Source organism: Vreelandella sp. DA03-1M, from assembly GCF_055725665.1.
On the sequence record NZ_JBTHGQ010000002.1, the window covers coordinates 178779 to 202617 of the forward strand.

The window sequence follows — 23839 nt, forward strand, 5'->3', positions numbered from 1 at the left end:
ATAGCGTTATAGGAGGTACCAAATGGACGTTAGAACCTTTGGTGAATTGATCGATTGGACCCGTCAGTTACACGAGCATCTTGCAGCTTGCCTTGCTCATTGCGCCGATATACACGAAGAAGAGCGCGCTCGCATGTTGCTCAATTACTTAGCTGCACAGGAAGCGGAAATGCAGCGCGTTGTGGCGCGCTTTGAACAGACTGCTGACGCGAAAGCATTAAAAACCTACGTTTATGACTATTTGGAGCATAAACCTATCCGTACGCATCGTACCTGCGATGCGCCCTATTCCACGCTAAGTGTTGACGACATTTGCCGAGAGGTTTTTGATTTCCATGAACAAACGATAAACCTTTATCGAACCCTCGTTGGCAAAGCGGAAATTCCTGAGGCTAAAGAGCTCTTAGATTCCCTTTTAGCACTTGAAGAGCACGAAGCCATGCGCCTTGTTCGCCAAACGGGGAGAATGAACGATGTCTGAAGACCATAACGAGACAAAGGTGAAAGACCCTGTTTGTGGCATGGACGTTGATCCCCATACCTCCCGCCACCGTGCCGATCACGCGGGTAAGACTTGGTACTTCTGCTCAGAAAAGTGTCAGGAAAAGTTTATTGCCAAGCCTGATGCGTATCTTGAGCCAAGCAAACAGTCACAAGCGTCAGTACCCTCGGGGTCTATTTATACTTGCCCGATGCACCCAGAAGTTCGACGAGAAGGCCCAGGCGACTGTCCAATCTGTGGCATGGCGCTGGAACCTGAGACCGTCTCTGCTGACACCGGCCCTTCGGACGAACTCAAGGACATGACCAGGCGTTTCTGGATCGGCCTAGTACTGACCCTCCCCGTGTTTGCCCTAGAAATGGGTGGCCACGTGTTTGGCCTTATGCATTTTATTTCCCAGCAAACCTCTAACTGGATTCAACTGCTGCTGGCAACGCCGGTAGTCGTCTGGGCAGGTTGGCCATTCTTTGTACGCGGATGGCGTTCGCTAGTGCATCGCAGCCTTAATATGTTCACGCTAATCGCGATCGGTACCGGCACCGCGTTGCTCTACAGTTTGCTGGCCACCCTCACACCGGGCATCTTTCCCGACGCCTTCCGTCAAGCCGATGGTTCGGTGGCCGTTTATTTCGAAGCAGCGGCAGTGATTGTCGTTTTAGTTTTACTGGGACAAGTATTAGAGCTACGCGCTCGTGAAAAAACCTCTGGCGCTATTCGTGCTCTGCTCGACTTGGCGCCTGCTACCGCTCGACGCCTTGATGATCAGGGCAATGAGGAAGATATCTCTCTTGACCAGGTTCAGGTAGGGGATCGTCTCCGGGTGCGCCCCGGCGATAAGGTGCCATTAGATGGCGAAGTGATGGAAGGTCGCTCCAACGTTGACGAATCCATGGTTACCGGTGAACCACTAGCGGTGAAAAAGGAAGTCGGCGATGGCGTCATTGGCGGCAGCATCAATGGTCAAGGATCCTTTGTCATGCGCGCTGACAAGGTGGGCCAGGACACGATGCTGTCGCAGATTGTGCAAATGGTCGCCAGCGCCCAGCGCAGCCGCGCACCCATTCAAGGGCTTGCCGACAAAGTCGCCAGCATCTTTGTACCCGTCGTTATTCTCATTGCTGTTGTGGCTTTCATCGCCTGGTCATTGTGGGGCCCTACCCCGCCGATGGCGTTTGGCCTTATTGCGGCGGTTAGTGTTCTGATCATTGCCTGCCCGTGCGCGCTAGGTCTTGCTACCCCCATGTCAATTATGGTCGGTGTAGGGCGCGGTGCCCAGTTAGGCGTGTTGATTCGCGATGCCGAAGCTCTTGAACGTCTAGAGAAGGTCGACACCGTCGTCGTCGACAAAACCGGCACGCTTACCGAAGGCAAACCACGAGTGACCGAGTTGATTCTCACTGAAGGCATTGCTGAATCGGAGCTTTTGCGCTTGGCAGCTAGTCTTGAGCGAGGCAGCGAGCACCCCTTGGCCCATGCAATAGTCGAAAAGGCTAAAGAGGCAGAGGTAAAATTAACAGAAGCGTTGGACTTCGAGGCTCCCAATGGCATGGGCGTTATAGGCCAGATAGATGGCAAGCGTATTGCCCTGGGCAACCGGCTATTGATGGAAAGCGAGGGCGTTAACACCCAGTCTCAAGACACACATGCCGATCAATTGCGCAGCGACGGTGCTACTGTCATCTTTGCGAGCATCGACGGGAATTTAGCTGGGCTGCTCGCCATTGCCGATCCGGTCAAGGAAACCACCGAAGAAGCCATTCGTTCACTCCAGGCTGACGGCATTCGAGTGGTGATGCTGACAGGCGATAATCGCACCTCCGCCAACGCTGTGGCACGTCGGCTAGGCATTGATGAGGTCGAAGCTGAAGTGCTTCCAGAGGATAAAGGCCGAGTGATTCAGCGTCTCCGTGATGAAGGGCGCATTGTTGTCATGGCCGGCGACGGCGTGAACGATGCACCTGCGCTGGCTACAGCGGATGTCGGCATTGCCATGGGAACCGGCACCGATGTGGCGATAGAAAGCGCTGGGGTTACTCTACTGCGAGGAGATCTTACCGGTATTGCCACGGCGCATAAGCTCTCAAAAGCCACCATGCGTAATATTCGCCAAAATCTCTTTTTTGCCTTTGCTTACAACGCGGCAGGCATCCCCATTGCCGCAGGGATTTTGTACCCCTTCACAGGTATGCTGTTATCACCGATTATCGCGGCGGCGGCGATGTCACTCTCTTCAGTGAGCGTGATTGGCAATGCTTTACGACTTAGGATGATTGCTATTAAGTAACAATATCTACTCGAAGATAAATCTGAATCGCCCCGGGTCTTCTAGACACCCGTCAGGCTCTGGAAATACCGCCGTTCGTACTCAACGGGTGACACGTCATCACTCGTGCCGTGGCGGCGTCTTGGGTTGTAGAACATTTCAATGTAATCGAACACATCGCTTTTAGCAGCCTCTCGGGTTGGATAGATACGCTGCTTGATTCGCTCTCGCTTGAGGAGCTGGAAGAAGCTTTCAGCAACAGCATTGTCGTGACAGTTGCCCCGGCGGCTCATGCTGCCCTCCAGATGATTGGCCTTCAAAAAACTTTGCCAATCCGAGCTGCTGAACTGACTACCCTATCCGAATGAATCATGACGGGCTTTTGGGGCTTCCTCCGCCAGACGGCGGACAGCAAGGCATCCAGTGCCAGATCTGTCGTCATGCGAGGCTTCATTGACCATCCCACCACCTGCCGAGAGAACAGGTCGATCACCACCGACAAGTAGAGCCAGCCCTCGTAAGTGCGGATGTAAGTGATGTCGGTGACCCATGCAACGTTGGGTGCCGTTACGTCAAACTGACGATTCAGGTGGTTAGGTGATACTACCGCTGGCTTGCCGCCATAGCGGCCCGGCCGTCGCCGATAACCGGTTTGTGAACGTAGTCCTTCCTCACGCATCAGACGGGCCACTCGATGCTTGCCACAGACTTCACCGATCTCTCGCAGGTCCTGGTGAATCTTGCGATAACCGTATACACCGCCACTCTCAAGCCAGGCGTGCTTGATCAGCCCCAGTAGGCGCTGGTCGTCTCGTGCCCGGTCAGACATGGCGTTACGGCACCAGGCATAATAACCGCTGGGGTGCACGTCCATCATGCTACACAACCGGCGCACCGGATACTGATTCGCATGGTCCTGAATGAACGCGTACCTCAGTCGGACTCCCTGGCGAAGTACGCGGTGGCCTTTTTTAGTATATCTCGCTCTTCTGATACACGTTTCAGCTCCGCCTTTAATCGCCGATTCTCAGCTTGAAGGTCATCGTCCTGCTGGCGTTGTTCTGCAGGCTTGGTATAGCGCTTGAGCCACTGGTACAAACTATGGCCGGACACGCCCAACCGAGCTGCGACCTCGGCGACGGGATGGCCCCGTTCTGTGACTTGCTTGACGGCTTCGATCTTGAATTCTTCGGTATATCGTTGACGGCTCATGAGTCCTCCTAACTGCCTTCAGTATAAGGCCTGGAGGTGTCTACGGAACCCGGGGCGATTCATAGGCGAGCACAAGCGAGGTAGGTTGCTCGGTAATAATAGTTTTCAGGAGATCGATGGCCTGGCGAACGCGCTCGGGCAGAGAGGTAGAAGCAGGCTCGAATGAAGCCGGCATAGCGGTGTCGGTGTCGAGGTTGATCGCTAGGTTCATGGTATGTCTCAAGGTCGTGTAGCTGATGACCTTTATAATAATGTGCAATGCACACTTTTTCAAGCTAAACGCACACTTTTATAGCTTCTGTTAATCAGCCTGAGCGAGCAATAAACAGCCTTAAAAGCGAGACTGCATGGGGTATTGATTGTTATTACAGAAGACTTACAAACATTGCAGTCGTGTGCATTGCACATTAAACTATCAGCAGTACCTATTAAATTGGAGGCCACATGGCGAACCTCAGGGCATCAACCGTGCAGATCGAGACGATCAAGGAGCATCCTGAGATCCAGCGTCTTATTCGCGACAATGAGTGCATAGCTCAGCTGGAGCCTTGGTCTGTCATGGAGATTCACCAAGCAGTCGATGGGCTGGTAGGCATCGACCTCGACCTACGAGACTCCACGCTGTTTGGCGACTTGTTGGCGCACTTCAACCAGGACAGCTCCCCTGCTCTTCCTGAAGCGCACACACAGGAGAGAGCCAGGGATCGCGCTAGGCGCTGCTGGGGCCTTGAAGCGTAGTCTCCACCTTAGATGCGCTGTAAGGCGCCATATATGAACGAACGTTGCTGGTAGGCACCAGTAGCGATATATAGAGAGATATTAATGAGCACTTCCGAGAAACCGACGAATGAAGCTCTCCGTCAGCTTATGGAGCGGCATGGCTTGAACCAGAATCATGTGGCCACCCTGACTGGGTATAGCGTGGAGACGGTGAAGGGTTGGTTCGCCTCGCCTGACTCTACCCGCTACCGCGCAGTTCGCAAGCCGGTATTGGAATCGGTGCGCCGCGCTATTGAGCTAGGCGAGCACTACAAGCTGGACGGGATAAAGATTCCCAAGACGAAAGGCTGAGACCGATAGAAATGGCACTGAATGATACGAGCCCGGAAGAGACGATAGTTACAAGTAACCAACCAGTACAGATTGACCTCGAATACACGGCCGATCGTAAAAGCGTTATGCGTTTGGTGGCGCTCATTGGCCAGGATGGCCGACTGTGGTCAGACGAGATGTATGGCTATGCTAAAGAGCGCGCAGACGAGAAAGAGCGGCTGACACTCTACCCTTTCGTGCTAATAGACATGACAGGGGAACATCGATGGTTTCAGGCTGAGTGGGGTAACGATGATCCGACAGCAACTATTATCGACTTCAAGGGCAGGCCCTTGGCAGTAGATGACGAGGTAGAGCGTGTCGACACATTTCAGGGCCAGGATGAGCGCTCTGTGTATTCAATCACCTCGATCCGCCCTTGGCGGGGGATAGCGGGATGGCCAAATGAAAACTGATAGAGGTTCCTTATGCCCAACAGCTTGAGAAATGGTTTATCGAAAAGCGCGATGCAAGCTCTTGTCATCAATGCTTGTATCGATAGATTAGAGGATTTTCGTAAATACACTGATGAGCTGGACAGCAAATTCCATAGTGATAAACAAGCGCTTATCAATTCCTATGATTTGCCGCGTGAAAACTTCGGTCGAGATGAGTATGAATATCAGGAGATAATGGAATTTCTTTCTGATGATGTTTCGCAAATAGAAAACGTATTCGTTGGGACATTCAGAAGGTCCACCGTAGTTTCCTTATATTCTTTCCTTGAAAAGCAAATGGTCATGCTTTGCAAAAGGTTGAAGAAAAAAGATAATCTCCCGATCTCACTGGCAGACCTGCAGAAGAGTGGAGTGGAAGGCTCGAGGATTTATCTCTCGAAAATTGCAGGACTAGATTTTCAGTCCAATGGCATGAACGGCTATTGGGTGGATCTTATGAAATTTAACAAGGTTAGAAACCAGATTGTCCACGAAGAAGGCTATGTCAAAAGAAGCGAGCCACCTGGAGAACTCACATCACTTGAAGTGATAATACGTGATACAAGCGGTCTATCTTATGGCTGGAATAATCAAATTACGGTTGAGAGAGCCTTTATTGACTCTACGATCGATACAATTGAAAAATTCCTGACTAACCTTTACAAGCAAGCGCTTTGAGTTAAAAGCTACTTTGGCGGTTTGCGATGCATGCCTGTTCTAGCTTCTCTTGCGGCGACCGGATTCTTTCGGCATTGGCTCAGCTTGTAGCCGGTGAGCAGGGTATTGCCTCATGAATGCCATGCTTTCCGCTGCTGGTGCGGTCAGCCAGTCCTTGAGCGCCCCATTCGGCAAGATGACTACCATTCTCTTCTCACTGCCCTGGCGATGGTAGTTTTTCATCATGGTGTGGTCGTCGGCGTTGACCGTGAGCATCGAATAGCTATACACGGTTTCACCGTCAGGGTTGATCCAGCGTTCCCAGAGACCTGCAATGCTCATGAGCCCTCCATCTGCCCGAGTGATACGAGTCGGAACCGCTTTCCCGGAGCGCCAATCAGGTTCGAAGATCGCCTTTGCGGGAATGATGCAATGTTGCCCCAGACGCCATGCAGAACGGAATGATGGCTTGCTGGCGACCGTTTCTGACCTCGCGTTATCCCGCCTTATTCACGAGGGCGCTGATTGAGCGGTCTGAAGGTACTGGCTGTTGGCATTGCTTATCAGGATTCGCCTCTTCAGCGCGAGTGGCTGTTGAGTAATGCCAGAACGCAGCCCTTTTCCTACTTACTTATAGCTCTTTGGAATCAATGGCGGCCGTCCAAGCAGCCGTGATCGCCGACCGCCGCTCCGGTCGCTCGCTTTCTGATGCTGTGGTGGTCTCGCAGGAGCGTCAGCTCAGTGCGGTCAGCTTCGGCAACCCCTTCAGCAGCGTCGGCCACCACTTGTCGGCGGCGGCACCCAGATGAACGGTGATTCGCCGAGCGTGCAGCCTCAGCGTGGCGGTGACCTTCAGCACCTGCTCGCGCATCCGGCTGAGGCTCCAGCCTTGCCGGGTCTGCCGCTCCAGCAGGCAGCGCAGGCCATGCAGGACCTGGTAGGCGTAGAGGCTGAGCAGCAGGCTCACCTCGTTGCGGGCCATCACGTCCTGAACGGTGGAGGCGCCGCGATCGGTCGACGAGAGGTGCACGTCGAGCGCCGACTTCACCTCGCCCATGTGCGCCTCGGCGCTGCCGCGCTTGCGGTAGAGCGCCAGGACCTTCTCCGGCGGCCAGTCGAACTTGCCGAGGTTGGTGACCAGGAAGAAGGCATGCAGCAGCAGGTCATCGGGGCGTTCCTGCACCACCAGCACCACGCGACGCGGTGCCGACCAAGAGCCCGCTTGATACTCCAGATCGTGGCACCACTCGCGAGGCTGCTCGGGTGGCCGGCCGGGTGGCCGCTTCAGGTGCGGTGCCGCCAGTTTCTGCAGGCCGGAGTGACTGCGCAGTCGGCCCAGGTACTCGATGTCGCACTCTTCCAGGGCCTCCAGCGTCGCGTTGTCGGTGAAACCGGCGTCGATGCGCACCCGAACCTGGGCGCCGGTGCTCTCGTTGAGTCGCCGCACCAGATGCGGGATCCAGGTGTCGGCGTTCTCGGCCGGGCCGGCGTTGCCCTCGCGCAGCAGGCCGCCCACCATGTCGCCGGTTTCTGCCAGCGAGGCGACCAGCGGTGAATAGATCCGCGCGCCGTACAGGCCATGATAGGCCGAGCCGCCCTGGTGGCCGTGGACCTCGATCGGCAGGCCGTCGATGTCCAGCGTCAGCTGCTTGGGGCGCTCGCCGTTCTTCAGCGCGGTCAGGCGCCAGATCACCAGTCGCAGCAGGCCTTCGTGCACGGCATCGATATTGTCGCAGCGCCCGAGGCAGGTCAGCAGCCGCGACAGCGTGGCTTGAGAGGGCCGGTCCTGGGCCAGGGGCGTTGTCCCGCGCGCATCGCTGCAGGCCAGCTGCCAGAGCGGATCACGGCGCAGCGTGTCGGTATCGCTGAGGTCGATCCAGCCCATCGCACGCTGCAGCACCAGGGTACGCAACTGGCTGGCCAGCGAATGAAGGATGCGCAGCGGGTGGCGTCGATCGACCAGATTGTCTTCCAGCGCCTCAATCACGCCGCTGTTGTCGAGGGCCTCACGCAACAGCAGAGCGCCGCTGTCGCTGGTAGTGCGCTGGCCGCTCAGCTCAACACGGACAGCGCCGTTGCATGAGGGCGTCCAGGTGGATAGGCTTTCATCCATAGCGGATGGCTCTCTTGGTTCAGATTCTTGGCGGAACACACTGAATTTTCAAGAGAATACCATCCGCCATCTTCGTTTTCAGGTCGGCCTCATGAATAAGCTGGGGTTATAAGTTCTCCTCGCCAGCTTAGTGTCCTTAGCCCAAAACGGCAGTAGGCCAAATATTCCAACCAGTGCCTCTAACGGGGGAGCTGCCTCGTCATGGGGGTCGCTCGATTGTGGCGGACGGAGAAACGGGCCGGAATACCCTGGCCAGAGTTCGCTTTGCATCTCTTGTTCTGGCGTAACTTTAAAGTCATGCAACAGCTGATCGGCGTCAGGCGCCTCATATCGACTACACATGTCTCCTCCCTCCGAGTCAATCGCATTGAGCTGTGTTGCTAGGGATAACTGGTGTATCCAGCGCAAGCAAGCGTCACCTCAAGTATGGCCGAATCGGAAGCTCGTCAACAGATCATTGAGCTGGTGGTGAACCATTTCCTCGCCTACATACGGCTCATTTAGCAAGTGTTAACCGAGTATTGGCTGGTCAAGGATGCGCTGGTGGACAAGGCTAATTCTGGTGGCACCCTACTCAAAGTCTTCGCGGACGCCTAGGCCAAGGCAAAATCAGCTACTCTCTGCTTGAGTTGGTGCTGATGTCATGAGCGCCAGCTGTTAGCAGGCTTGGGTATGAACGCAAGTTCATCTAGCTTGGCAGCTAGCAGATGAATCATATTGAAGTTGCTCAATTCGCCAACGAATTCTGCAATCGCGTCCAGGGGCCTTGGAAGCAGTTCCAGTGTCATTAATGCAGGATCATCTGAGAGAACCTGGTAGTAACGAGCAGTATTCAGCAACTGATCTGCACGCTGAAGAGCGACAACTGGCTGATATCCGAACTCCCTGAGGCAGCGCTCAATGGCTTGGATTGAGATCCAATAGCGGCTATGGATGTTCTCACGGGTATAGACGACGCCTAGCAAGGCCACGAGTTTCCACTCACGAGACGGCACCCCGAACATCCAGTCATATTCTGTGCGTGTTTCAACCGCGGTAGGAATGGCTTCCAGGTCCATTTTGTGAATATCTCGTTCGAGGTTGTGCCGGGCCATCGGCAAGCAGAACCGTGTTGATGTAGCCACCTTGCCAGACCTGGCATGAATACGCTGACAGGACGCGAAAAGTTCCATGGCGAGATGGCGCATCTCATTAAGATCGAGTTGCTGACGCTCTTGCTCCCAAGTTTTCTGTTGCCGATGCCGCTCGGCTTTAGCTTCGAGTTGACGTGCAACCTCGGCTTCGCGTCGTCGGATTTCGGCCTGCTCGGTCGCTTTTTCTTTCGCCCGGCGCTGCTCCTCCTCCCGTTGGCGTTTTAATTCAGCGTGTTTCTGTTCCTGAGCTTTAAAATAAGATTCCATCCGGGCATGTTGTTCACGTTGACGCTGCTCCTCTTGTTCCCTTGCGATATTCGCCTGTGCTATTCGTTTGTTGGCCTTCTCGATCTGCTGCTGGAGTCTTGGGCGTAGCTTTTCCTGCTCCGCTTCGATCTTGGGATTTACGATCCAGTAGGCCCGTTGATAGTTAAATACATGCTCTTCGAGATCGGCTGGTGTTAGGTTCCGTGGTATGTCCCCCAGGTCGATTTCGATGCAGCGCTGGCCACGGGACTCAAGCCGCTGCTGCTTTTCCGCGTCGATGAAATGGGTTACGGCCACCTCGACTAGGATTTCTATCTGACCCAAGCTCACGATAAGGTCAGGGCGGATGTCCCCTAGGCTGAACTCAAGCTTCGTATCATCCACCGCCTGCCGATCGCGGCCGGGGAAAATGACCTTGGATTCTGTGTGCTTGTAGCCAAGGCTATCCTTCCCCTCAAGTACCGCCTGAAGCAGAGGAATGGGAATTTCCTTTCGGTCTGCGATCAACTGCTTTGCGGCTAGGTGTATTCCGGTTTCAGTGCCCCCAGCGCATGGTCGGGTGCCTCTGGTATGTGCGAAATAGTGACGGACAATATCCCCCATTCTCGCCTCAAGCGGCGTTCTGCACTCAGGACAGACACAGCCGCTACGGCCGCCGCGTTCGGCCCTGGTGAGCTGGCTGATATGCACCAACCTGTTATTGCGGATGCCGTAAGGGATTTTTGCGCTGTTTCTCATATAATTGCGTCAAGAGAGGCCGTGCTGAGGGAGCGTGCTCGATAGCTCTCTCCTGGTAAAGGGACTAGGCGGCGTGAATTACAGCCGGAAGCTAACCGCCCTGCTCGATAGTGGTGAGCTGCTAAGTTGTCAGGTTTGGCTCGCCATCAATCGATCTTAGGCTAGGCGTCCGCATCTAGTTCATCGAGAACGCCGAAGATTGAATAGCCGCGCACTTCGCTAGAATTGGGCTTTGGACTGCCAATGTCACTCACGAGGTCAGTTTCCGGTGTGATCATCACAATGTCATCGGTCACAGCTCGAGCGTTCCGCTTCAGAAGTCGATCATGGAAGGACGGGACCGTATCTATGAGGAAGAGATCGTAGCCGGCTGAATGGGCAACCTCGAAGATGGCCTTAATAGTGCGCTTGCCAAGCCGCTCCCAACGTAGGGCGAGCGGCATCATTATGTTACTAAGCTGAAGCTCCTCGGAGTCGTGCAAGAAGGTGACAGAGAGGACCAAGGTTCTGACAGGAGAATCGGCTTCTTGCTGACAACGGACCTGCAATCTCGCTCTGCCTGTAGGCGAATGGTACTCAAGTTCGAACTGATGCCAAGGCAGGGTCGCGAGCTTTGGCTCCAATAGCTCTTTAGTCGCTTGAAGTACGCTATTTTCAAACACTTGGTTATGATCGGTGGACTTGGGCATGCAACCTCTCCTGTTCTTTCGGTCTACTTTACCTCTCTCTGTTGGGGCCGTGCTTACGCAATAAGCAATGTTGCGATACTCGCTGAGGGTAGTCCTCGGGCAAGCTGTAGCGTAGAGGGGCTATAGGTGCCCGCGCCTAGATCTGCCTGGAGTTGCAACCGCAGTGACAGTCTTGCGGTATTCTGATACATTGTTGTTATATCAAATGATTGGAGGAGAGGCCATGGAAGCTGCCATCGAAGAGTATCGGCCGAAGCCTAAGCCCAAGAAAGACGACTTTTGGAAGGCCCTGGGTCTTCCAGCGCGTGGGGCACAACTGCATGAGGCTTTGGAAAAAGGCGTCCCGTACAAGGTCTACACGGAGCTTGCTACTGCGTCTGGCCTGGAAAGCAAGGAGCTGGCGCGTTATGTCGTTATCAAGCCGGCGACATTGCAGCGGAGAGCCACGGCTGGGCGCTTCAAGCAAGACGAAGGCGATCGGCTGTATCGCTTTGCCGAGGTCTACAAGAGCGCTGTTGATCTCTTTGAAGGAGATCAACAGCGGGCGAGACGATGGCTCCTCAATTCAGTGCGCGGTCTCGGTGGTCGGCGACCGGTGGAGATGGTGGCGACGACTGCTGGCGCTGAAGCTGTGCTGGATCTGATCGGACGGCTTGAGCACGGCGTCTTCGCGTGAGTACGGTTCGTGGTTACCGCCTCGTCAAGCGGAAGTGGCTCCAGACGGCCTTCGATGGGGAGGGAGCCCGCTTGTACGGCGGCCGGTGGAATAGCAAGGGGAAGGCCTGTGTGTACCTCGCCAGTGCTGAATCACTGGCCATGCTTGAGGTGATGGTTCATCTCGATGACTACCGGTTGTTGACACACTATGCGCTGCTGGAGGTGGCGATCCCGGAAAATGCCCTGATGCGTCTGCCTGCCGATAGTCTGCCGGAAGACTGGATGGAGGAGCCGGCGCCCGCCTCGACCGCGGAGATCGGCGACAGCTGGCTTGAGAGCCAACCGAGCCTCGCGCTGGTGGTCCCAAGCGTCGTGGTGCCTCGAGAAACAAACTACCTGATCAACCCCAACCACCCCGATTTCCAGGCATTGGCCGACAGTGCCAGGGAAGTCTCGTTCATCCCGGATAAGCGCTTGTAGCGCCTTTCCCCGCCCTTGGACAGGGACGGTTTGAGACCCCCACCTTCTGCCTAGCTTGGGGATACCTGTATCGATCGGGGTGGCGCCGTCTCGCACTCTCGCAAAGGTGGCCACTGGCATTGCCAAAAAGCAGCCCGCCTTCAAGGGTGTCTGTGTCCTTGAGGCTGACCATCCAGCTACACTCGGGCACTTGGATCGCATGCACATAACATACTTGTGGGGTGTAGCCAAGCGAACGGGAGAGAAGCTTGAGCGAATACGAATCCGCACTGCATTGGAACTGCGTAATGCGGAACCTGCAGATATTCGCAAGCGGTTTGGAGTGGTGCTCGAGCGAACCGTTTGGGAGTTACGAGGGGTTGATGTGATCCGCCTTGATGACATCGACCAATATCATGACCAGCCGGACTTTCGGGCAGGCAACCGACAACATGGAGGACCTGCGCGAGGCGGTGCGATCGCATGCCCAGGCTGGCGCGGAGAAGGTGCGGCGCCAGCAGTCGGTCGCTCAGGCCATCATGGTCTTTCTCTCGACACCAAGGTTCCGCAGCGATCTTCCACAGGACTACCCAGCCTTACCCTACCACTGCCGATGCCAACAGATGATAGCCGGGTAATAGTCGGGGCCGCTCAACATGCCCTGGAGATGATCTATCGCCGAGGTTATCAGTACGCCAAAGCCGGCGTCATGATGATTGACCTGGCCGACCGTGATGGGTTGCAGATCGATATGCTGCACACCCAGGAGACTGAAGAGAGGCGTCAAAAGTCGGCAAAGCTAATGGGGGTTATGGATGCACTCAACCGTGAGTTTGGCCGGGGAGCGGTCACACTTGGGGGGATGAGGAGGAACGAACGATGGAGGCAGAGGGATACACGGCAGACGCCGCGTTTTCTTACCTCCTGGAATGAAATACCTGAAATTAAGATGGGGTGAAGCCTGGTAAACTAAGGCCCCTCCCCGAGGCTGCTTATTCGCGGCCTTTCTTCCTTGGCGGGGGGAGAAGTCGGCTCACGAGGCGTTCAGCGAATTCCTCTGCGTCTTCTGGCAGCGTGCCTCCCTCCTCCTCGATTGCGCTGGCGATAGTGGCACGCATCATGTAGGCCTGGATATGAGGAGGAACCGGATAGGTGCCGGCCCGCCACTCGTAAAGCCTGCTGAGACGATACTTGCTCCCGAGGTCATGATTCAGGAGCGCCAGCGCATCCGCGTGCCGGCGATCGCCTCCGCTAGTGATGAACAATAGCCAGCTTTCTACGATGTTGATGAGTCGCCCTCGCAGTTCAGTTTATTTACCGTCACGAAACGCTTTGGCTACCTTGAGATGGCTCTCAAGGTAGTCTTGAGGAACCCCTTCGGACATCATGGCGGCTTCACCAGGCGTGAGAATACCTTCCTCGGTATCAAAGTCCTCTGCGATGCTTAAAAGTCTCCCCATGTTAAAGGGAAGCACTGCCCCCCAAATATGGCCGACAGAACGCCTAGAAGCTCCATTATGCTCGTTATTACCTCGTGAGTGGTGCCGAAAATCCAGCTAGTGGGCGCTGGTCGGTGTAATGATAGGACCGGAAGGCGTTACGATTGGTGTCTTGTGTGGCGCGGTATTTGTGGGTTGTTAGACGGCAAGACTATTGGTGTTGCCGGTGCCAAACTGTGCCATGAGCTGGAGGGGGTGGCACGTGCGCTTTACTGCGATACCACCGGCGAACCTCAGCCCCAGGAAGTGGGCCTGATCCTTAATCACGGTGTGGGCTACTCACCAGGCAGTCTGGTAGACGCTAACGGTCTGCTAGAAATCAAAACTAAGCTGCGCAAGTTCTAAATCAAAGTGCTGTTGAATGGAGAAATACCCGATGAGCACATACCCGAATGCCAGGGTGAACTATGGGTCAGTGAGAGGGAATGGATCGATTTTGTTAGTTATTGGCCGGGGATGCCGCTGTTTATCAAGCGCGCTTATCGAGACGACACCATGATCCGAACCATTGCTGAACGGGTCGGAGAGTTTCATGAAGAGATGGAGCGGTGCATCAGCCAAGTGATTGCTGCTAGACGGAATCCATACATAAAAATTCAACACGCTACCTAACGACATAGATGCCGGGGCCACCACCCTCGGCGTGATTTTATTTTTTTGTTCGCACTCTGCATTATTACTTCATATACCGATATGCCATCATAGCGACCACGTTTTGGTTAAGCATAAAATTGTTAATGAAAATGGTTTTCGTTTTACTTATATCTAACTGTTTGCGTTATGCTTTTCGAAAATATTGACTCGCATGGTTACATAAAGTCAATTGCGAGTATCCGCATGGTGGGGTGTTCGCTGCGAATTGCTGGAGCGCGGCAATCGAAGCTGTCCATTATTTTTATTAACTAATTGAATTTTAAATATTTAATTGCTTTAGATGTTACTTTTATAGAATTTTTGCAATCCTGCTCTTTCTTGGGGCAAGTTGATGCTGAAAATTAGAAAATCCGGAGCCATTAGTGTCACGATTGACCGATTTGATTGCTGATCTAAAAGCAAAAGACCCCAAGCTAGGGGCCGACCTAGACAAGGAATTCAAAGTTCTTTCATCCCGCTTGCCCTTTGGCCTGAATTTCGAGCGACATAGTCCTGAAGCGGTTGAACTGCCCCTTCGGCCTATACGAAAAGGTGACAAAGTGCGCATTCTTGCGCCACGTGGATCAGTCGAGAAAGGTGATCAACGTTTATGGCAGGTTAAAGCGATTCAAAAGAAGAAGAAAATTGCAGGCCTAGAGAGTATCGGGGGAGGTAGCTCGGATAAGCAGACAGCCTCCCTAGATGATCTGGTGGTCGTGGCTGAGTTCCGAGATACGATCTTCCCGGGGTTGGTCAGTACTGGGAAAGAGGAGCGCGCTAACGGCAAGCCGTTTCACACAGTAATTAATGGTGAAAACTATCATGCCCTGAAGGCATTGACATTTTCACACAGAGGCATGGTTGATGTGATTTATATCGATCCCCCTTATAACTCTGGCGCAAAGGATTGGAAATATAACAACAACTACGTTGAAAAAGAGGATTTGTATCGCCACAGCAAATGGCTAGCAATGATGGAGCGTCGTCTTTTGGTGGCAAAGGAGCTTCTAAAGCCAGAAGAATCAGTCTTAATTGTGACTATCGATGAGAAGGAATACCTTCGGCTGGGGCTTCTTCTTGAACAGACATTTCCTGAAGCTAGGATCCAGATGACGAGCTCCCAAATCAATCCTGCGGCAGTTGCTCGTGCTGGCGCATTCGGAAGAAGTGACGAATACATATACTTCGTGAAATTTGGCACCTCTTCCCCAAAGAGAATTGAACTTAATAGAGAATGGGTTTCTGCTAAGGGGCGCACCCACAACGTCGTTGTAAGGTGGGATTTGCTAAGAAGATCTGGAAAAAAGGGTTCTAGCCGAAAAGACTCGCCTGGATGCTTTTATCCGATTTACATAGATCCTACTGGTCCAAGAGTTGCAAAGATCGGCGAAGCTCTGCCCCCTAACGTTTCAGAACCCGAAGGTATTGATGGGGCTGTGGCTGTTTTGCCTATTCGTAAGGATGACTCCGAGGGCCGGTGGCAATGGACACCCGCAACCTTGGCATCCAGGCTTAAAGAAGGCCGTGTGAGAATTTCTGGTTCGCTTGATAAAGGATTTACAGTCTCTATTCTTAAACCGGGCGAGTACAAAAAGATTCTAGATGGTGAAGTAGACGTTGTAGGGTACGGAGTCGATGGTTCTGTCATTGTAGAGGGTCAAGGCGACTCGGATAGCGTGCGAGCTATACCCTCTACTCAATGGCGAATAACTTCGCATGATGCAACACAATATGGAACTCGGCTGCTTGATAGTTCCTTCTTGCCTGGTCGTGACTTTCCGTATCCAAAATCTCTTTACGCTGTTGAAGATGCCCTTCGATTCTTTGTTATTGATAATCCTGAAGCCGTTGTTCTAGATTTTTTCTCCGGGTCTGGCACTACAGCACATGCCGTGATGAGGCTTAACAAGCAAGACGGTGGCTCTCGCCAGTGCATATCAATAACAAACAATGAAGTGGCCGAGGAAGAGCAGAAAGAACTAAGAAAAAAAGGATTGAGACCTGGTGACCCTGAGTGGGAGACGCAAGGCATCTGCGACTACATCACCAAACCCCGTATTAGGGCTGCAATTACAGGCAAAACTCCTGAAGGAGAACCGATCAAGGGCGACTACAAGTTCACCGATGAATTCCCTATGTCTGTAGGGCTTGAGGAAAACGCCGAGTTTTTCACGCTGACCTATGAAGCTAAGGATGCCGTTAACTATAACCTAGCCTATAGCCGCATCGCTCCATTGCTATGGCTGCGCGCAGGAGCGCGTGGTAAGCGTATAGACAAGCTTCCCGAGAATGGCTGGGCTGTCTCAGATACCCATGGCTTGCTGACTGAAGTAGACAAGGCCACAGATTTCATACATTCAGTGCGCGAGGTTCAGGGGTTACGAATTGCGTACATCGTGACGGATGATGATCGCCGCTTTCAGGCAATTGCTCGGCGCCTGCCAGAGAGTGTAGAGCCGGTGCGCTTGTACGAGTCCTATCTGACCAATTTCAGCTTTGCTAATGGGGAATAATCAATGAAGTTTACGCTCAAGGACTACCAGGCGGACGCGGTACGTGATTCTCTGGAAAACTTGAATAAGGCGCGCACCTACTGGCACAGCCATGGCGATAAAGCTGCTTTTTCACTAACCGCTGTAACAGGTGCCGGTAAAACCGTAATGGCTGCTGCTGCTTTCGAAGCCTTGTTTCACGGTGATGATGAATTCAATTTTGATGCTGACCCTGGTGCAGTAGTTATCTGGTTTAGTGATGACCCTTCGCTCAATGAACAGACCCGTTTTCGTCTGAAAGAATCCAGTGACCGCATTAACCATAGCGATATGGTGGTGGTGGAAAACACCTTCAATCGGCCAAAATTCGAGGCCGGAAAAATTTACTTCCTGAATACACAGAAGCTGAGTAAGAACAGTTTGCTGGTCCGCGGGCACGACCAGGGCGAGCTGGAAGAAAAGGCGGGCGGATTGTTCCCGGAAACTCGCCCTGACCTGCGCGCCTACACGATCTGGGACACTATCCAGAACACCATTGAAGACCCTGAGCTTACGCTGTACCTAGTGCTGGATGAAGCACATCGGGGGATGGGTAATGGCAACAAGGAGAAAGCCACCATTGTTCAGCGCCTGATCAATGGATTCGGTGCCGTGCCGGGCATTCCAGTGGTCTGGGGCATCTCAGCCACGGTAGAGCGTTTCAACAAAGCCATCGAAACCGCCATTAAGCGCACGAAACTGCCTGATGTGGCTGTTGACTCGGCTAAAGTACAAGAATCCGGCCTAATCAAAGACACTATACTGCTGGATATTCCTGACGAAGTAGGCGACTTCGATACGCTTTTGGTGCGCCGTGCCACGGATAAGCTGCGGGAGTCGACGACGCTTTGGTCAGAATACGCCAAACAACAGCAAGATTCCGGCATGGTAGTACCGCTGATGGTATTGCAGGTTCCCAACACGCCCGACCCGAACGAAATAGGCCGTGCTCTCGATGCCATTTTTGCGCGTTATCCAGAATTACCCAGCAGCAGTGTTGCCCATGTGTTTGGTGAGCATACGACTCAGCGATTCGGCAACCGTGACGTACCTTACATCGAACCACAGCGCGTACAAGACTCGACCTGGGTACGTGTCCTGATTGCCAAGGATGCCATCAGCACCGGCTGGGATTGCCCCCGAGCCGAAGTCATGGTGTCTTTCAGGGCGGCAAACGACCGGACCCATATCACGCAGTTGTTGGGACGCATGGTCCGCTCGCCACTTGCACGCCGCATTCCAGGGAATGAGCGTCTGAATGCTGTCGACTGTTTGTTGCCGAGGTTCAATCGCAAGACAGTTGAAAGCGTTGTAGAAGCCTTGATGAGTGGTGATGACACATCATCTGCTACGCCAGGTCGCATCTTGGTGAATCCGATTGAGATGCACCCAAACCCTTCGGCTTCTGACGCAGTATGGGCAACGTTTGAAGCCCTGCCTTCGCAGACCCGCCCCCAGCGTGTCGCTAAACCAGCCAAGCGGCTTACTGCCCTGGCTCAAGAATTGGCAGATGACGGCATTCTCGAGGGGGCTGGCAGGAAAGCACATGGTCTGCTGCACCAAGCGCTTGACGAGTTTCAGGTCCAACATCAGGACAAAATCAAAGCCAAACGTGACTCTGTAATGACCGTAGACGGCAAGACAGTTGTCGCTGACATGAAGGGCAAGAAAAAGACTTTCGACGAGTTCTGGGAAGATGCTGATATGGCGGTTATTGATGACGCCTACCGACGTGCGGCGCGGGTGTTTACCCCAGATATTTCGCGTACCTACGTTGAACACCTTGCCCGCCAAGTAGCTAGTGTGGATGACGATCCAGAGGAGTTTTTGGAAGCCATCGTTGAAGCCCGTGTCTCCATTGCAGGCTTGGGCCTGGTGACGGAAGTTCAGGACTATTTCGACAGAGTTTCAGATGGGATTGCGAAGGACTGGCTCACTCAGCATTGGAACACGATCAAAACACTCTCTGATGATCGGAAGGAATCTTATCGCCAAGTCATTGAGATGAGCACCAAACCCCAGGATGTGGAGTTGGTAAAACCAGAAGCCAAATTCGAACCGACCAAGGTGCGGCAGGGAGAAAAAGAGAGTGACCTACCCACTTGGCATCAGCATCTGCTGTGCGATGAGGATAGAAACTACCCCTCAGCGTTGAATGCGTGGGAGCAGGAAGTCCTTGAGCGTGAATCCAAGCGCGATGGTTTCTCCTTCTGGTACCGCAACCCTCAGCAGCCGGGGCAGTCCTCGCTGGGTATCGCGTATCAGGAAAATGACCAGTACAAAATCCTGCGCCCGGATTTCATCTTCTTTGCCGAAAAAGATGGTCAAGTAGTCGCCGACATTGTTGACCCTCATGGGCTCCATCTGGCTGATGCTTTGCCCAAGCTGCAAGGCTTGGCAGTGTATGCGGAGAAACACGCCAGCAAATACCGTCGTATCGAATCAGTGGCAGAAGCGAAAGGTAAACTGAGGGTGCTGGATCTAACTAAGGTCAAAGTTCGAGAGGCTATTTTTGCGGCTAACGATGCTGTGAGCCTTTTCAATGCCTCATTTGCAAATGATTACTAGATGGAAAGGAAAGGCGTAGTTAACTAGTCAATGAGCTGTAGCGGAGCAGACATAAAGTCTTATTTTAGGTAGTTAACAGATTTGTAGCCATTGCCAGGACAGCAGGCGTAAGTGTGAAGCTGGCTCATTGATAAAGTCGGGGTTGTCTTGAATTGTGGCTAGAGCACCTTAGTCGTCAACCCAGTAGGGTTGTGACGCTTGGTTTTCCAGCTTTTGGTCGTATCCACGCTGGTTTCCATAACGCTGGTAAATTTCTTGAGAGACATGAAGCTTTGCGCGGATGGCTTTTACATCGGGCCACTTCATGGCGCGTGATGCGGCTAGCCCCTGCCTTGCCTTGTTTAATCTCAACGGCTTCCTGCAGCGATGTTTGGAGTTCGGCAAAAATGTTCAAGTGGAAACCTCCCCTTTTAATTGGTGGGCCAGTGTTTTCAATACGGCCTTTTCAGCGGGCGTTAAGCGGTTCTTCACGCTCTGTAGGTGGTCAGTCGCCTTCTGATGCATTTCCAACGCGAGTTGGCCAAACTGGGTGGCCTTACGCAGCTCGGGACGCGCTTCATTTTGGGTAATGGCCATGCTTATTTCCTTTTGAGGTTGGTTGACTGAACTATGGTTTTCGCTGGCACGTTGTCAGCGTAGATCTCTTTCCAAGCAGTCTGGGGGACTGGAAACACCCATTGGAATGCGGATGGAAACGCTATCCATCGTGTCCATAACAGGCTTCCATGATGCTTATCGTGGTGAGTAGCAAATCGGTATCCGTGGCCCAGATGGAGGCGACAATACGAGACATCCCTGGTACGAGAGTCAGCCAGACGGTCGGTTATCTACAGGGGGGAGAGTTTCGGCGTTGCCTATGGTTGTAGCTCGAACACGTAAAGCAACTGTGAGCGTGATTCACTTCACCCTACATTCACTTCCGACGTCATGCGAAGCCAGGGCATCTCTGTTCACGCTCCCTATGCACCGCTGAGAGAGCCCTTTGAGCATGACTTAGAGTTGTTACGTGCAGGCAAAAGTGTGACATCGGCTTCAAGCAGTTTCCACCGTGTCCACCCACACTTGGGGAAGATGGCCTGTGGGCAGGGTGGTCACCCCTTTAGCCTGTTTGGTCTTAGTGGATGACAGCAGGTGAGCCATGAAATGCCTCTCTCAGGGCTTGGGAACAAGCCTCAAGTATAGTTCTATACATTGGACCATTTCATGATGAAATGGTCGATTTTAGTCACCACTACACAAAGAACTACCGGCGTTACTTAGGGTAGGGGAAGGACGGTCACATAACATCTTTTAGATGCCCCAAGATTGTTTCGCATGCGAAACAAAGCGGTAGTCATCAAACGAAATCGGGCAGCCCACCATAAAGGTTGCTGCCCGATCGCGTACTTGCAGTCTGGCATGGGTTTAACTCGGCTCAGTGTCCTGGTCATCGAGCGTTTCAGAGGCAGCGGAAAGGGCCGCTTCGGCACAGGCTGCCGCGTTCTCGGCGACTTCTTCGGGACTGAGCTTACCCCCTCCCTCACCAAGCAGAATGGCGTGCATGGCAGTCATCGTGAAGGCTTCCAGTCTCGTCATGTCCAAAGCAGACTTATCGAACCGCGAGGTGTTGAGATTATCGTCAGCCATTTTGCCCTCCAAAAGCTGAGCGGCCACTAATAGAGTGGCCGCTGATCGAATCAGATTCGTTCCCAGTCGCCACCGGCATTCTGGCAAGTCGTGACATTCTGATCATTGTCCTCGGGGCCACCAGTGACAGTGATGTGGTAATCAATGCAAGTACGGCCTTCACCATCGACATAAGTATCGCTCTTGACGATGTTCTGTTTCATGTTGGCAACGTCCTCGAACCCGACTTCGGATTCGCCCTGCAATGCGGTGAAAGCGCTTCGCATCCCCTTGTCAGCCAGACCTAGCGCGCCAGCGCCAACAGCACCGTAGGCGGCATCGCTCATACCTGCTTTTCCGCCATTAACCAAACCCTGAACGCCCTGCATGTGACTGGCCGAGTCTGCTCCTGCTGCGCTGACGCTATTGTTGTTGCGACTTCCTAGCACATCAGTGATCGCGCTGACGGCTGAGTTCTGCAACATGCCAGACCCTTGCGGGGCAGCACAACCAGCAGCCAACAGCAGCATTGATGTGGCAGCCAGACCCATGAGAGTACGCTTGATAGTCATTTTGATCCCCTTTTAATCCGTTGTTTTGATGGTTTCAGGCAAAGCTACTTATAGATATATAATTTATACCATACGACGTTTTATATTTAAAACTCTGCGAAGCATTTCCAGACAAAGTATTCTCTACACAATCCCGAACCATCGCAAACGCAGCGCCGTAAATCAGTAATAATGGCAATTAGTAATGGCGGGGAATCCGTAAAAATTGTCACATATTCATAGTTAAAAAATGTCGTCTAGTATAATTAAGGTTGGTATTATGGATTCAGGTGCTCTTATTGCGAACGCGCACGACGAGCTTTCCCTACTCTCACGACTTGTCGTAGATAGGGCGGCCCTGCGCGAAACCAACGAAACACTGACGCTGATCATTGATGAGGAGGGGGCGCGGTTACTGACGATGGACCGGGTGCGCCAAGAAATTGAGTGTGCTGTAAAGAAAGTGTGTGGGCTGGAGGTTGCCTATGAGCGGGCCGCGTAATTCCCGCCAGGCGAGACAGCTTGTTAGGCGTCTTGAACGCGACTGTGACCTGGATTGGCCAGGTGGCGCTGACAACGCAGCTCTTTTTCATGACCGCTCAGCCAGTCGGTGGGAACTCCACACACTCGAAGGCCCTTCGTTACCTGTCATCTCTGGCCCTACCCCTCTAACCCACCTGCTTCGAGATGGGTTCGTCCTGATCCGCTGGCCGGATGACAGCATCGAGCTTTTCCACGTTGAAACGGCAGAATCACAATTGAGCCACCGACTGAAAGAAGCGGAGGTGGCAGCAGCCGGGAGATGAAACCCATGATAAGCAAGACCACCTTCCGAGTCAGTCACCGCGCCCTGCTGGGACACTGGTTGCTCGTACCCTTGGGGGCAGCATTGCACTTTGCTCCTCATGCCCCCTTTACCCTCGCTGGGGCAAACGCTCCAGAGACTCTGACGAACATCCTTTCCTGGGCAGGGATGGGGTTGGCCGCCTGGGGACTGCTGAACATCGCCTATCAGCGCCTTGCTCACGAGTACGTCATAGGCCCCGATCGCGTGATAGAGCGGCACGGCATTATTGCCAGGCGTGTTACACCCCTATTTATTCATCACATTCGTTCGACCGAAGTGAACCAGACGATCTTGGGTCGATTGCTAGGATATGGGACGGTGAAAATGTCTGCGGCAGGCACTGGCACAAGCGAAGCTCGATTTGATCGCGTGGCCAACCCGTTGAAGGTCATGGCTTCAATCAACAGTCACTTTCAAAGCCTTGCGGCTGGCACTGGGCAGGAGTAGTTAGATCATGGACTCACAAATTTCCGCACTTGCTGATGTGCTTATCCCAGGCCAGAGCATTGTGTCGACCGATTGCCATCAGTCGCAGGAGCTGCTGCCCCACCGCCAGTTACTCACGCAAGTATTTTTGAAAGCAATTGATGACCTAAAGAGCAACAACCTCAAGCACCAGTTCTCTGCGGCTGAGTTTCTGGCTGGCCCTGTCGCTGAGGAGTATGTCGGCCATCTCGGGCTTCCTGAGTGGACACCCAAGTTGGCGCTACTGATCCATGCTCAATGCGAGCTTCGTTCTTGCCTTGAGATACCCGAGCAGTTGGAGGCTACCCTTAGCCAGTATGCACCGCCCGAAGCAGGCGAGCGCCGCCCCTCTTTGTGACTTGCTGGGCCTATATAGCACCTTCATCCAGGATGTGATGCAGCGGGTTGGCTTGCCAGCCCGCTTCCCCTGTCAATATTCCCCGCCTTAACCTACTACGGTTCTCCTTTCTCAGCGTCGCTGCTGGTTAGTCTTGACCCTCCTTGGCTCGCTAGCCATTCATCCAGCGCCAGCAGCTTGTCCTTGGGCAATCTCACCTCGACTGCCACGAACACCCGATCTACTTCCGCCTGTATTCGCTTTGCTGCCTGAGAAACAGCAGCTCTGGACACGCCATGCATATTGGCTGCTTTAGCGTATGTATCGCACACCTTCATAATCACATCTGAAGCTGCATCACATGCACGACCCTTCATTCTAAGCCTTGCCAGTGCCGCGTATAGCTGTTGAGTGCTGATGTCATCTGTGGACATGGTATCCCCTAAAAAGTGTGCATTGAACACATTTTTACTTGCCGTAAACAGTAATTCTGCATTAAAGTGTTTACATCATAACGAAGGCAGCCGGTCGGCGTCACCTACGCAGGAAGCCAGGCACCTCGGAAACTCGCTTGTAATAGATCA

23 protein-coding genes and 4 pseudogenes are annotated in these 23839 nt (G+C 53.4%); 15 read left to right on the forward strand and 12 right to left on the reverse strand.

The window, feature by feature from the left end; translation table 11 throughout:
• The first annotated feature begins 22 nt into the window (after positions 1–22).
• Both ACXUPB_RS22955 and ACXUPB_RS22960 read left to right on the forward strand, forming a co-directional pair.
• Positions 23–481: a hypothetical protein gene (locus tag ACXUPB_RS22955; protein ID WP_008958467.1), complete on the forward strand. Its 459-nt coding sequence runs from the start codon at positions 23–25 to the stop codon at positions 479–481.
• Positions 474–2786: a heavy metal translocating P-type ATPase gene (locus ACXUPB_RS22960; RefSeq protein ID WP_008958466.1), complete on the forward strand. Its 2313-nt coding sequence runs from the start codon at positions 474–476 to the stop codon at positions 2784–2786. Before ACXUPB_RS22955 ends, ACXUPB_RS22960 begins: the two co-directional genes overlap by 8 nt.
• 41 nt (positions 2787–2827) lie before the next feature.
• Here the strand turns inward: ACXUPB_RS22960 and ACXUPB_RS22965 are convergent.
• Both ACXUPB_RS22965 and ACXUPB_RS22970 read right to left on the reverse strand, forming a co-directional pair.
• Positions 2828–3977: pseudogene (locus ACXUPB_RS22965) on the reverse strand (IS3 family transposase).
• 40 nt (positions 3978–4017) lie between these two features.
• The gene (locus ACXUPB_RS22970) at positions 4018–4188 is read right to left on the reverse strand and encodes a hypothetical protein (RefSeq protein ID WP_008958462.1); all 171 of its coding nucleotides are present in this window, start codon (positions 4186–4188) and stop codon (positions 4018–4020) included.
• 233 nt (positions 4189–4421) lie between these two features.
• On the opposite strand from ACXUPB_RS22970, the gene ACXUPB_RS22975 reads away from it, so the two are divergent.
• The 4 genes from ACXUPB_RS22975 (at position 4422) to ACXUPB_RS22990 (ending at position 6184) form a co-directional block, all read left to right on the forward strand.
• Complete coding sequence (locus tag ACXUPB_RS22975) at positions 4422–4715, forward strand: hypothetical protein (RefSeq protein ID WP_008958461.1); 294 nt, start codon at positions 4422–4424, stop codon at positions 4713–4715.
• Positions 4716–4799: 84 nt separating this feature from the next.
• Positions 4800–5048: a helix-turn-helix domain-containing protein gene (locus ACXUPB_RS22980; RefSeq protein ID WP_083024942.1), complete on the forward strand. Its 249-nt coding sequence runs from the start codon at positions 4800–4802 to the stop codon at positions 5046–5048.
• Between the two features lie 11 nt (positions 5049–5059).
• Positions 5060–5485, forward strand: a complete 426-nt coding sequence (locus ACXUPB_RS22985) for a hypothetical protein (RefSeq protein ID WP_083024944.1) — start codon at positions 5060–5062, stop codon at positions 5483–5485.
• Positions 5486–5497: 12 nt separating this feature from the next.
• Positions 5498–6184 carry a hypothetical protein gene (locus ACXUPB_RS22990; protein WP_144816040.1) on the forward strand — a complete coding sequence of 229 codons (687 nt, stop codon included), beginning with the start codon at positions 5498–5500 and terminating at the stop codon, positions 6182–6184.
• 39 nt (positions 6185–6223) lie between these two features.
• Here ACXUPB_RS22990 and ACXUPB_RS22995 read toward each other — a convergent pair.
• From ACXUPB_RS22995 to ACXUPB_RS23010, 4 genes and pseudogenes are all read right to left on the reverse strand, one after another.
• A pseudogene (locus tag ACXUPB_RS22995) lies at positions 6224–6670 on the reverse strand (SOS response-associated peptidase); the annotation flags it as partial.
• A 226-nt stretch (positions 6671–6896) separates the two neighbouring features.
• A complete protein-coding gene (locus tag ACXUPB_RS23000; RefSeq protein ID WP_443604073.1) occupies positions 6897–8276 on the reverse strand; it encodes an IS1380 family transposase in 1380 nt (459 codons plus the stop codon).
• 641 nt (positions 8277–8917) lie between these two features.
• On the reverse strand, positions 8918–10279 hold the full coding sequence (locus tag ACXUPB_RS23005) for a hypothetical protein (protein WP_443604077.1): 1362 nt from the start codon (positions 10277–10279) through the stop codon (positions 8918–8920).
• 296 nt (positions 10280–10575) lie between these two features.
• Positions 10576–11103, reverse strand: a complete 528-nt coding sequence (locus ACXUPB_RS23010) for a hypothetical protein (protein ID WP_443604078.1) — start codon at positions 11101–11103, stop codon at positions 10576–10578.
• A gap of 223 nt (positions 11104–11326) precedes the next feature.
• Here ACXUPB_RS23010 and parS point away from each other — a divergent pair, with 223 nt between their 5' ends.
• From parS to ACXUPB_RS23025, 3 genes are all read left to right on the forward strand, one after another.
• Positions 11327–11779 (forward strand): type II RES/Xre toxin-antitoxin system antitoxin, encoded by a 453-nt coding sequence (gene parS / locus ACXUPB_RS23015; RefSeq protein ID WP_035557787.1) that lies wholly within the window; start codon positions 11327–11329, stop codon positions 11777–11779.
• A complete protein-coding gene (locus ACXUPB_RS23020) occupies positions 11776–12240 on the forward strand; it encodes an RES family NAD+ phosphorylase (protein ID WP_443604079.1) in 465 nt (154 codons plus the stop codon). The genes parS and ACXUPB_RS23020 overlap by 4 nt, the downstream gene beginning before the upstream one ends.
• Before the next feature lie 199 nt (positions 12241–12439).
• Positions 12440–13177, forward strand: a complete 738-nt coding sequence (locus tag ACXUPB_RS23025; RefSeq protein WP_472956784.1) for a DUF4113 domain-containing protein — start codon at positions 12440–12442, stop codon at positions 13175–13177.
• A 352-nt stretch (positions 13178–13529) separates the two neighbouring features.
• Here the strand turns inward: ACXUPB_RS23025 and ACXUPB_RS23030 are convergent, their stop codons facing one another.
• Positions 13530–13679 carry a hypothetical protein gene (locus tag ACXUPB_RS23030; RefSeq protein ID WP_158414229.1) on the reverse strand — a complete coding sequence of 50 codons (150 nt, stop codon included), beginning with the start codon at positions 13677–13679 and terminating at the stop codon, positions 13530–13532.
• A 219-nt stretch (positions 13680–13898) separates the two neighbouring features.
• Here ACXUPB_RS23030 and ACXUPB_RS23035 point away from each other — a divergent pair.
• The 3 genes and pseudogenes from ACXUPB_RS23035 to ACXUPB_RS23045 form a co-directional block, all read left to right on the forward strand.
• Positions 13899–14330: pseudogene (locus ACXUPB_RS23035) on the forward strand (YqaJ viral recombinase family protein); the annotation flags it as partial.
• Between the two features lie 404 nt (positions 14331–14734).
• On the forward strand, positions 14735–16864 hold the full coding sequence (locus ACXUPB_RS23040; protein WP_472956785.1) for a site-specific DNA-methyltransferase: 2130 nt from the start codon (positions 14735–14737) through the stop codon (positions 16862–16864).
• A gap of 3 nt (positions 16865–16867) precedes the next feature.
• Positions 16868–19450, forward strand: a complete 2583-nt coding sequence (locus ACXUPB_RS23045) for a DEAD/DEAH box helicase (RefSeq protein WP_035557795.1) — start codon at positions 16868–16870, stop codon at positions 19448–19450.
• A 72-nt stretch (positions 19451–19522) separates the two neighbouring features.
• Here the strand turns inward: ACXUPB_RS23045 and nadS are convergent.
• From nadS to ACXUPB_RS23065, 4 genes and pseudogenes are all read right to left on the reverse strand, one after another.
• Positions 19523–19844, reverse strand: a pseudogene (gene nadS, locus ACXUPB_RS23050) (NadS family protein).
• Positions 19841–20026, reverse strand: coding sequence for a hypothetical protein (locus ACXUPB_RS23055; RefSeq protein ID WP_035557799.1), 186 nt, complete (start codon positions 20024–20026; stop codon positions 19841–19843). Before ACXUPB_RS23055 ends, nadS begins: the two are co-directional and overlap by 4 nt.
• An 828-nt stretch (positions 20027–20854) precedes the next feature.
• Positions 20855–21076 carry a hypothetical protein gene (locus ACXUPB_RS23060; protein ID WP_035557802.1) on the reverse strand — a complete coding sequence of 74 codons (222 nt, stop codon included), beginning with the start codon at positions 21074–21076 and terminating at the stop codon, positions 20855–20857.
• Between the two features lie 50 nt (positions 21077–21126).
• Positions 21127–21627, reverse strand: coding sequence for a hypothetical protein (locus tag ACXUPB_RS23065; RefSeq protein WP_179916620.1), 501 nt, complete (start codon positions 21625–21627; stop codon positions 21127–21129).
• 259 nt (positions 21628–21886) lie between these two features.
• On the opposite strand from ACXUPB_RS23065, the gene ACXUPB_RS23070 reads away from it, so the two are divergent.
• From ACXUPB_RS23070 to ACXUPB_RS23080, 3 genes are all read left to right on the forward strand, one after another.
• Entirely contained in the window at positions 21887–22108 is a 222-nt protein-coding gene (locus tag ACXUPB_RS23070; protein WP_035557803.1) for a hypothetical protein, read from the forward strand.
• A 309-nt stretch (positions 22109–22417) separates the two neighbouring features.
• Positions 22418–22900, forward strand: coding sequence for a PH domain-containing protein (locus ACXUPB_RS23075; protein WP_052703859.1), 483 nt, complete (start codon positions 22418–22420; stop codon positions 22898–22900).
• A 7-nt stretch (positions 22901–22907) separates the two neighbouring features.
• Positions 22908–23276 (forward strand): hypothetical protein, encoded by a 369-nt coding sequence (locus tag ACXUPB_RS23080; protein ID WP_035557809.1) that lies wholly within the window; start codon positions 22908–22910, stop codon positions 23274–23276.
• 95 nt (positions 23277–23371) lie between these two features.
• Here ACXUPB_RS23080 and ACXUPB_RS23085 read toward each other — a convergent pair whose 3' ends face one another.
• Positions 23372–23689, reverse strand: coding sequence for a hypothetical protein (locus ACXUPB_RS23085; RefSeq protein ID WP_035557812.1), 318 nt, complete (start codon positions 23687–23689; stop codon positions 23372–23374).
• Positions 23690–23839: the final 150 nt, after the last annotated feature.

Excerpts from the sequence above, each read along its gene's own strand:
- ACXUPB_RS22955 (WP_008958467.1), top strand. The coding sequence starts at position 23 with ATGGACGTTAGAACCTTTGGTGAATTGATCGATTGGACCCGTCAGTTA.
- ACXUPB_RS22960 (WP_008958466.1), top strand. The coding sequence starts at position 474 with ATGTCTGAAGACCATAACGAGACAAAGGTGAAAGACCCTGTTTGTGGC.
- ACXUPB_RS22970 (WP_008958462.1), bottom strand. The coding sequence starts at position 4,188 with ATGAACCTAGCGATCAACCTCGACACCGACACCGCTATGCCGGCTTCA.
- ACXUPB_RS22975 (WP_008958461.1), top strand. The coding sequence starts at position 4,422 with ATGGCGAACCTCAGGGCATCAACCGTGCAGATCGAGACGATCAAGGAG.
- ACXUPB_RS22980 (WP_083024942.1), top strand. The coding sequence starts at position 4,800 with ATGAGCACTTCCGAGAAACCGACGAATGAAGCTCTCCGTCAGCTTATG.
- ACXUPB_RS22985 (WP_083024944.1), top strand. The coding sequence starts at position 5,060 with ATGGCACTGAATGATACGAGCCCGGAAGAGACGATAGTTACAAGTAAC.
- ACXUPB_RS22990 (WP_144816040.1), top strand. The coding sequence starts at position 5,498 with ATGCCCAACAGCTTGAGAAATGGTTTATCGAAAAGCGCGATGCAAGCT.
- ACXUPB_RS23000 (WP_443604073.1), bottom strand. The coding sequence starts at position 8,276 with ATGGATGAAAGCCTATCCACCTGGACGCCCTCATGCAACGGCGCTGTC.
- ACXUPB_RS23005 (WP_443604077.1), bottom strand. The coding sequence starts at position 10,279 with ATGGGGGATATTGTCCGTCACTATTTCGCACATACCAGAGGCACCCGA.
- ACXUPB_RS23010 (WP_443604078.1), bottom strand. The coding sequence starts at position 11,103 with ATGCCCAAGTCCACCGATCATAACCAAGTGTTTGAAAATAGCGTACTT.
- parS (WP_035557787.1), top strand. The coding sequence starts at position 11,327 with ATGGAAGCTGCCATCGAAGAGTATCGGCCGAAGCCTAAGCCCAAGAAA.
- ACXUPB_RS23025 (WP_472956784.1), top strand. The coding sequence starts at position 12,440 with ATGCACATAACATACTTGTGGGGTGTAGCCAAGCGAACGGGAGAGAAG.
- ACXUPB_RS23030 (WP_158414229.1), bottom strand. The coding sequence starts at position 13,679 with ATGGGGAGACTTTTAAGCATCGCAGAGGACTTTGATACCGAGGAAGGT.
- ACXUPB_RS23045 (WP_035557795.1), top strand. The coding sequence starts at position 16,868 with ATGAAGTTTACGCTCAAGGACTACCAGGCGGACGCGGTACGTGATTCT.
- ACXUPB_RS23055 (WP_035557799.1), bottom strand. The coding sequence starts at position 20,026 with ATGGCCATTACCCAAAATGAAGCGCGTCCCGAGCTGCGTAAGGCCACC.
- ACXUPB_RS23060 (WP_035557802.1), bottom strand. The coding sequence starts at position 21,076 with ATGGCTGACGATAATCTCAACACCTCGCGGTTCGATAAGTCTGCTTTG.
- ACXUPB_RS23065 (WP_179916620.1), bottom strand. The coding sequence starts at position 21,627 with ATGACTATCAAGCGTACTCTCATGGGTCTGGCTGCCACATCAATGCTG.
- ACXUPB_RS23070 (WP_035557803.1), top strand. The coding sequence starts at position 21,887 with ATGGATTCAGGTGCTCTTATTGCGAACGCGCACGACGAGCTTTCCCTA.
- ACXUPB_RS23075 (WP_052703859.1), top strand. The coding sequence starts at position 22,418 with ATGATAAGCAAGACCACCTTCCGAGTCAGTCACCGCGCCCTGCTGGGA.
- ACXUPB_RS23080 (WP_035557809.1), top strand. The coding sequence starts at position 22,908 with ATGGACTCACAAATTTCCGCACTTGCTGATGTGCTTATCCCAGGCCAG.
- ACXUPB_RS23085 (WP_035557812.1), bottom strand. The coding sequence starts at position 23,689 with ATGTCCACAGATGACATCAGCACTCAACAGCTATACGCGGCACTGGCA.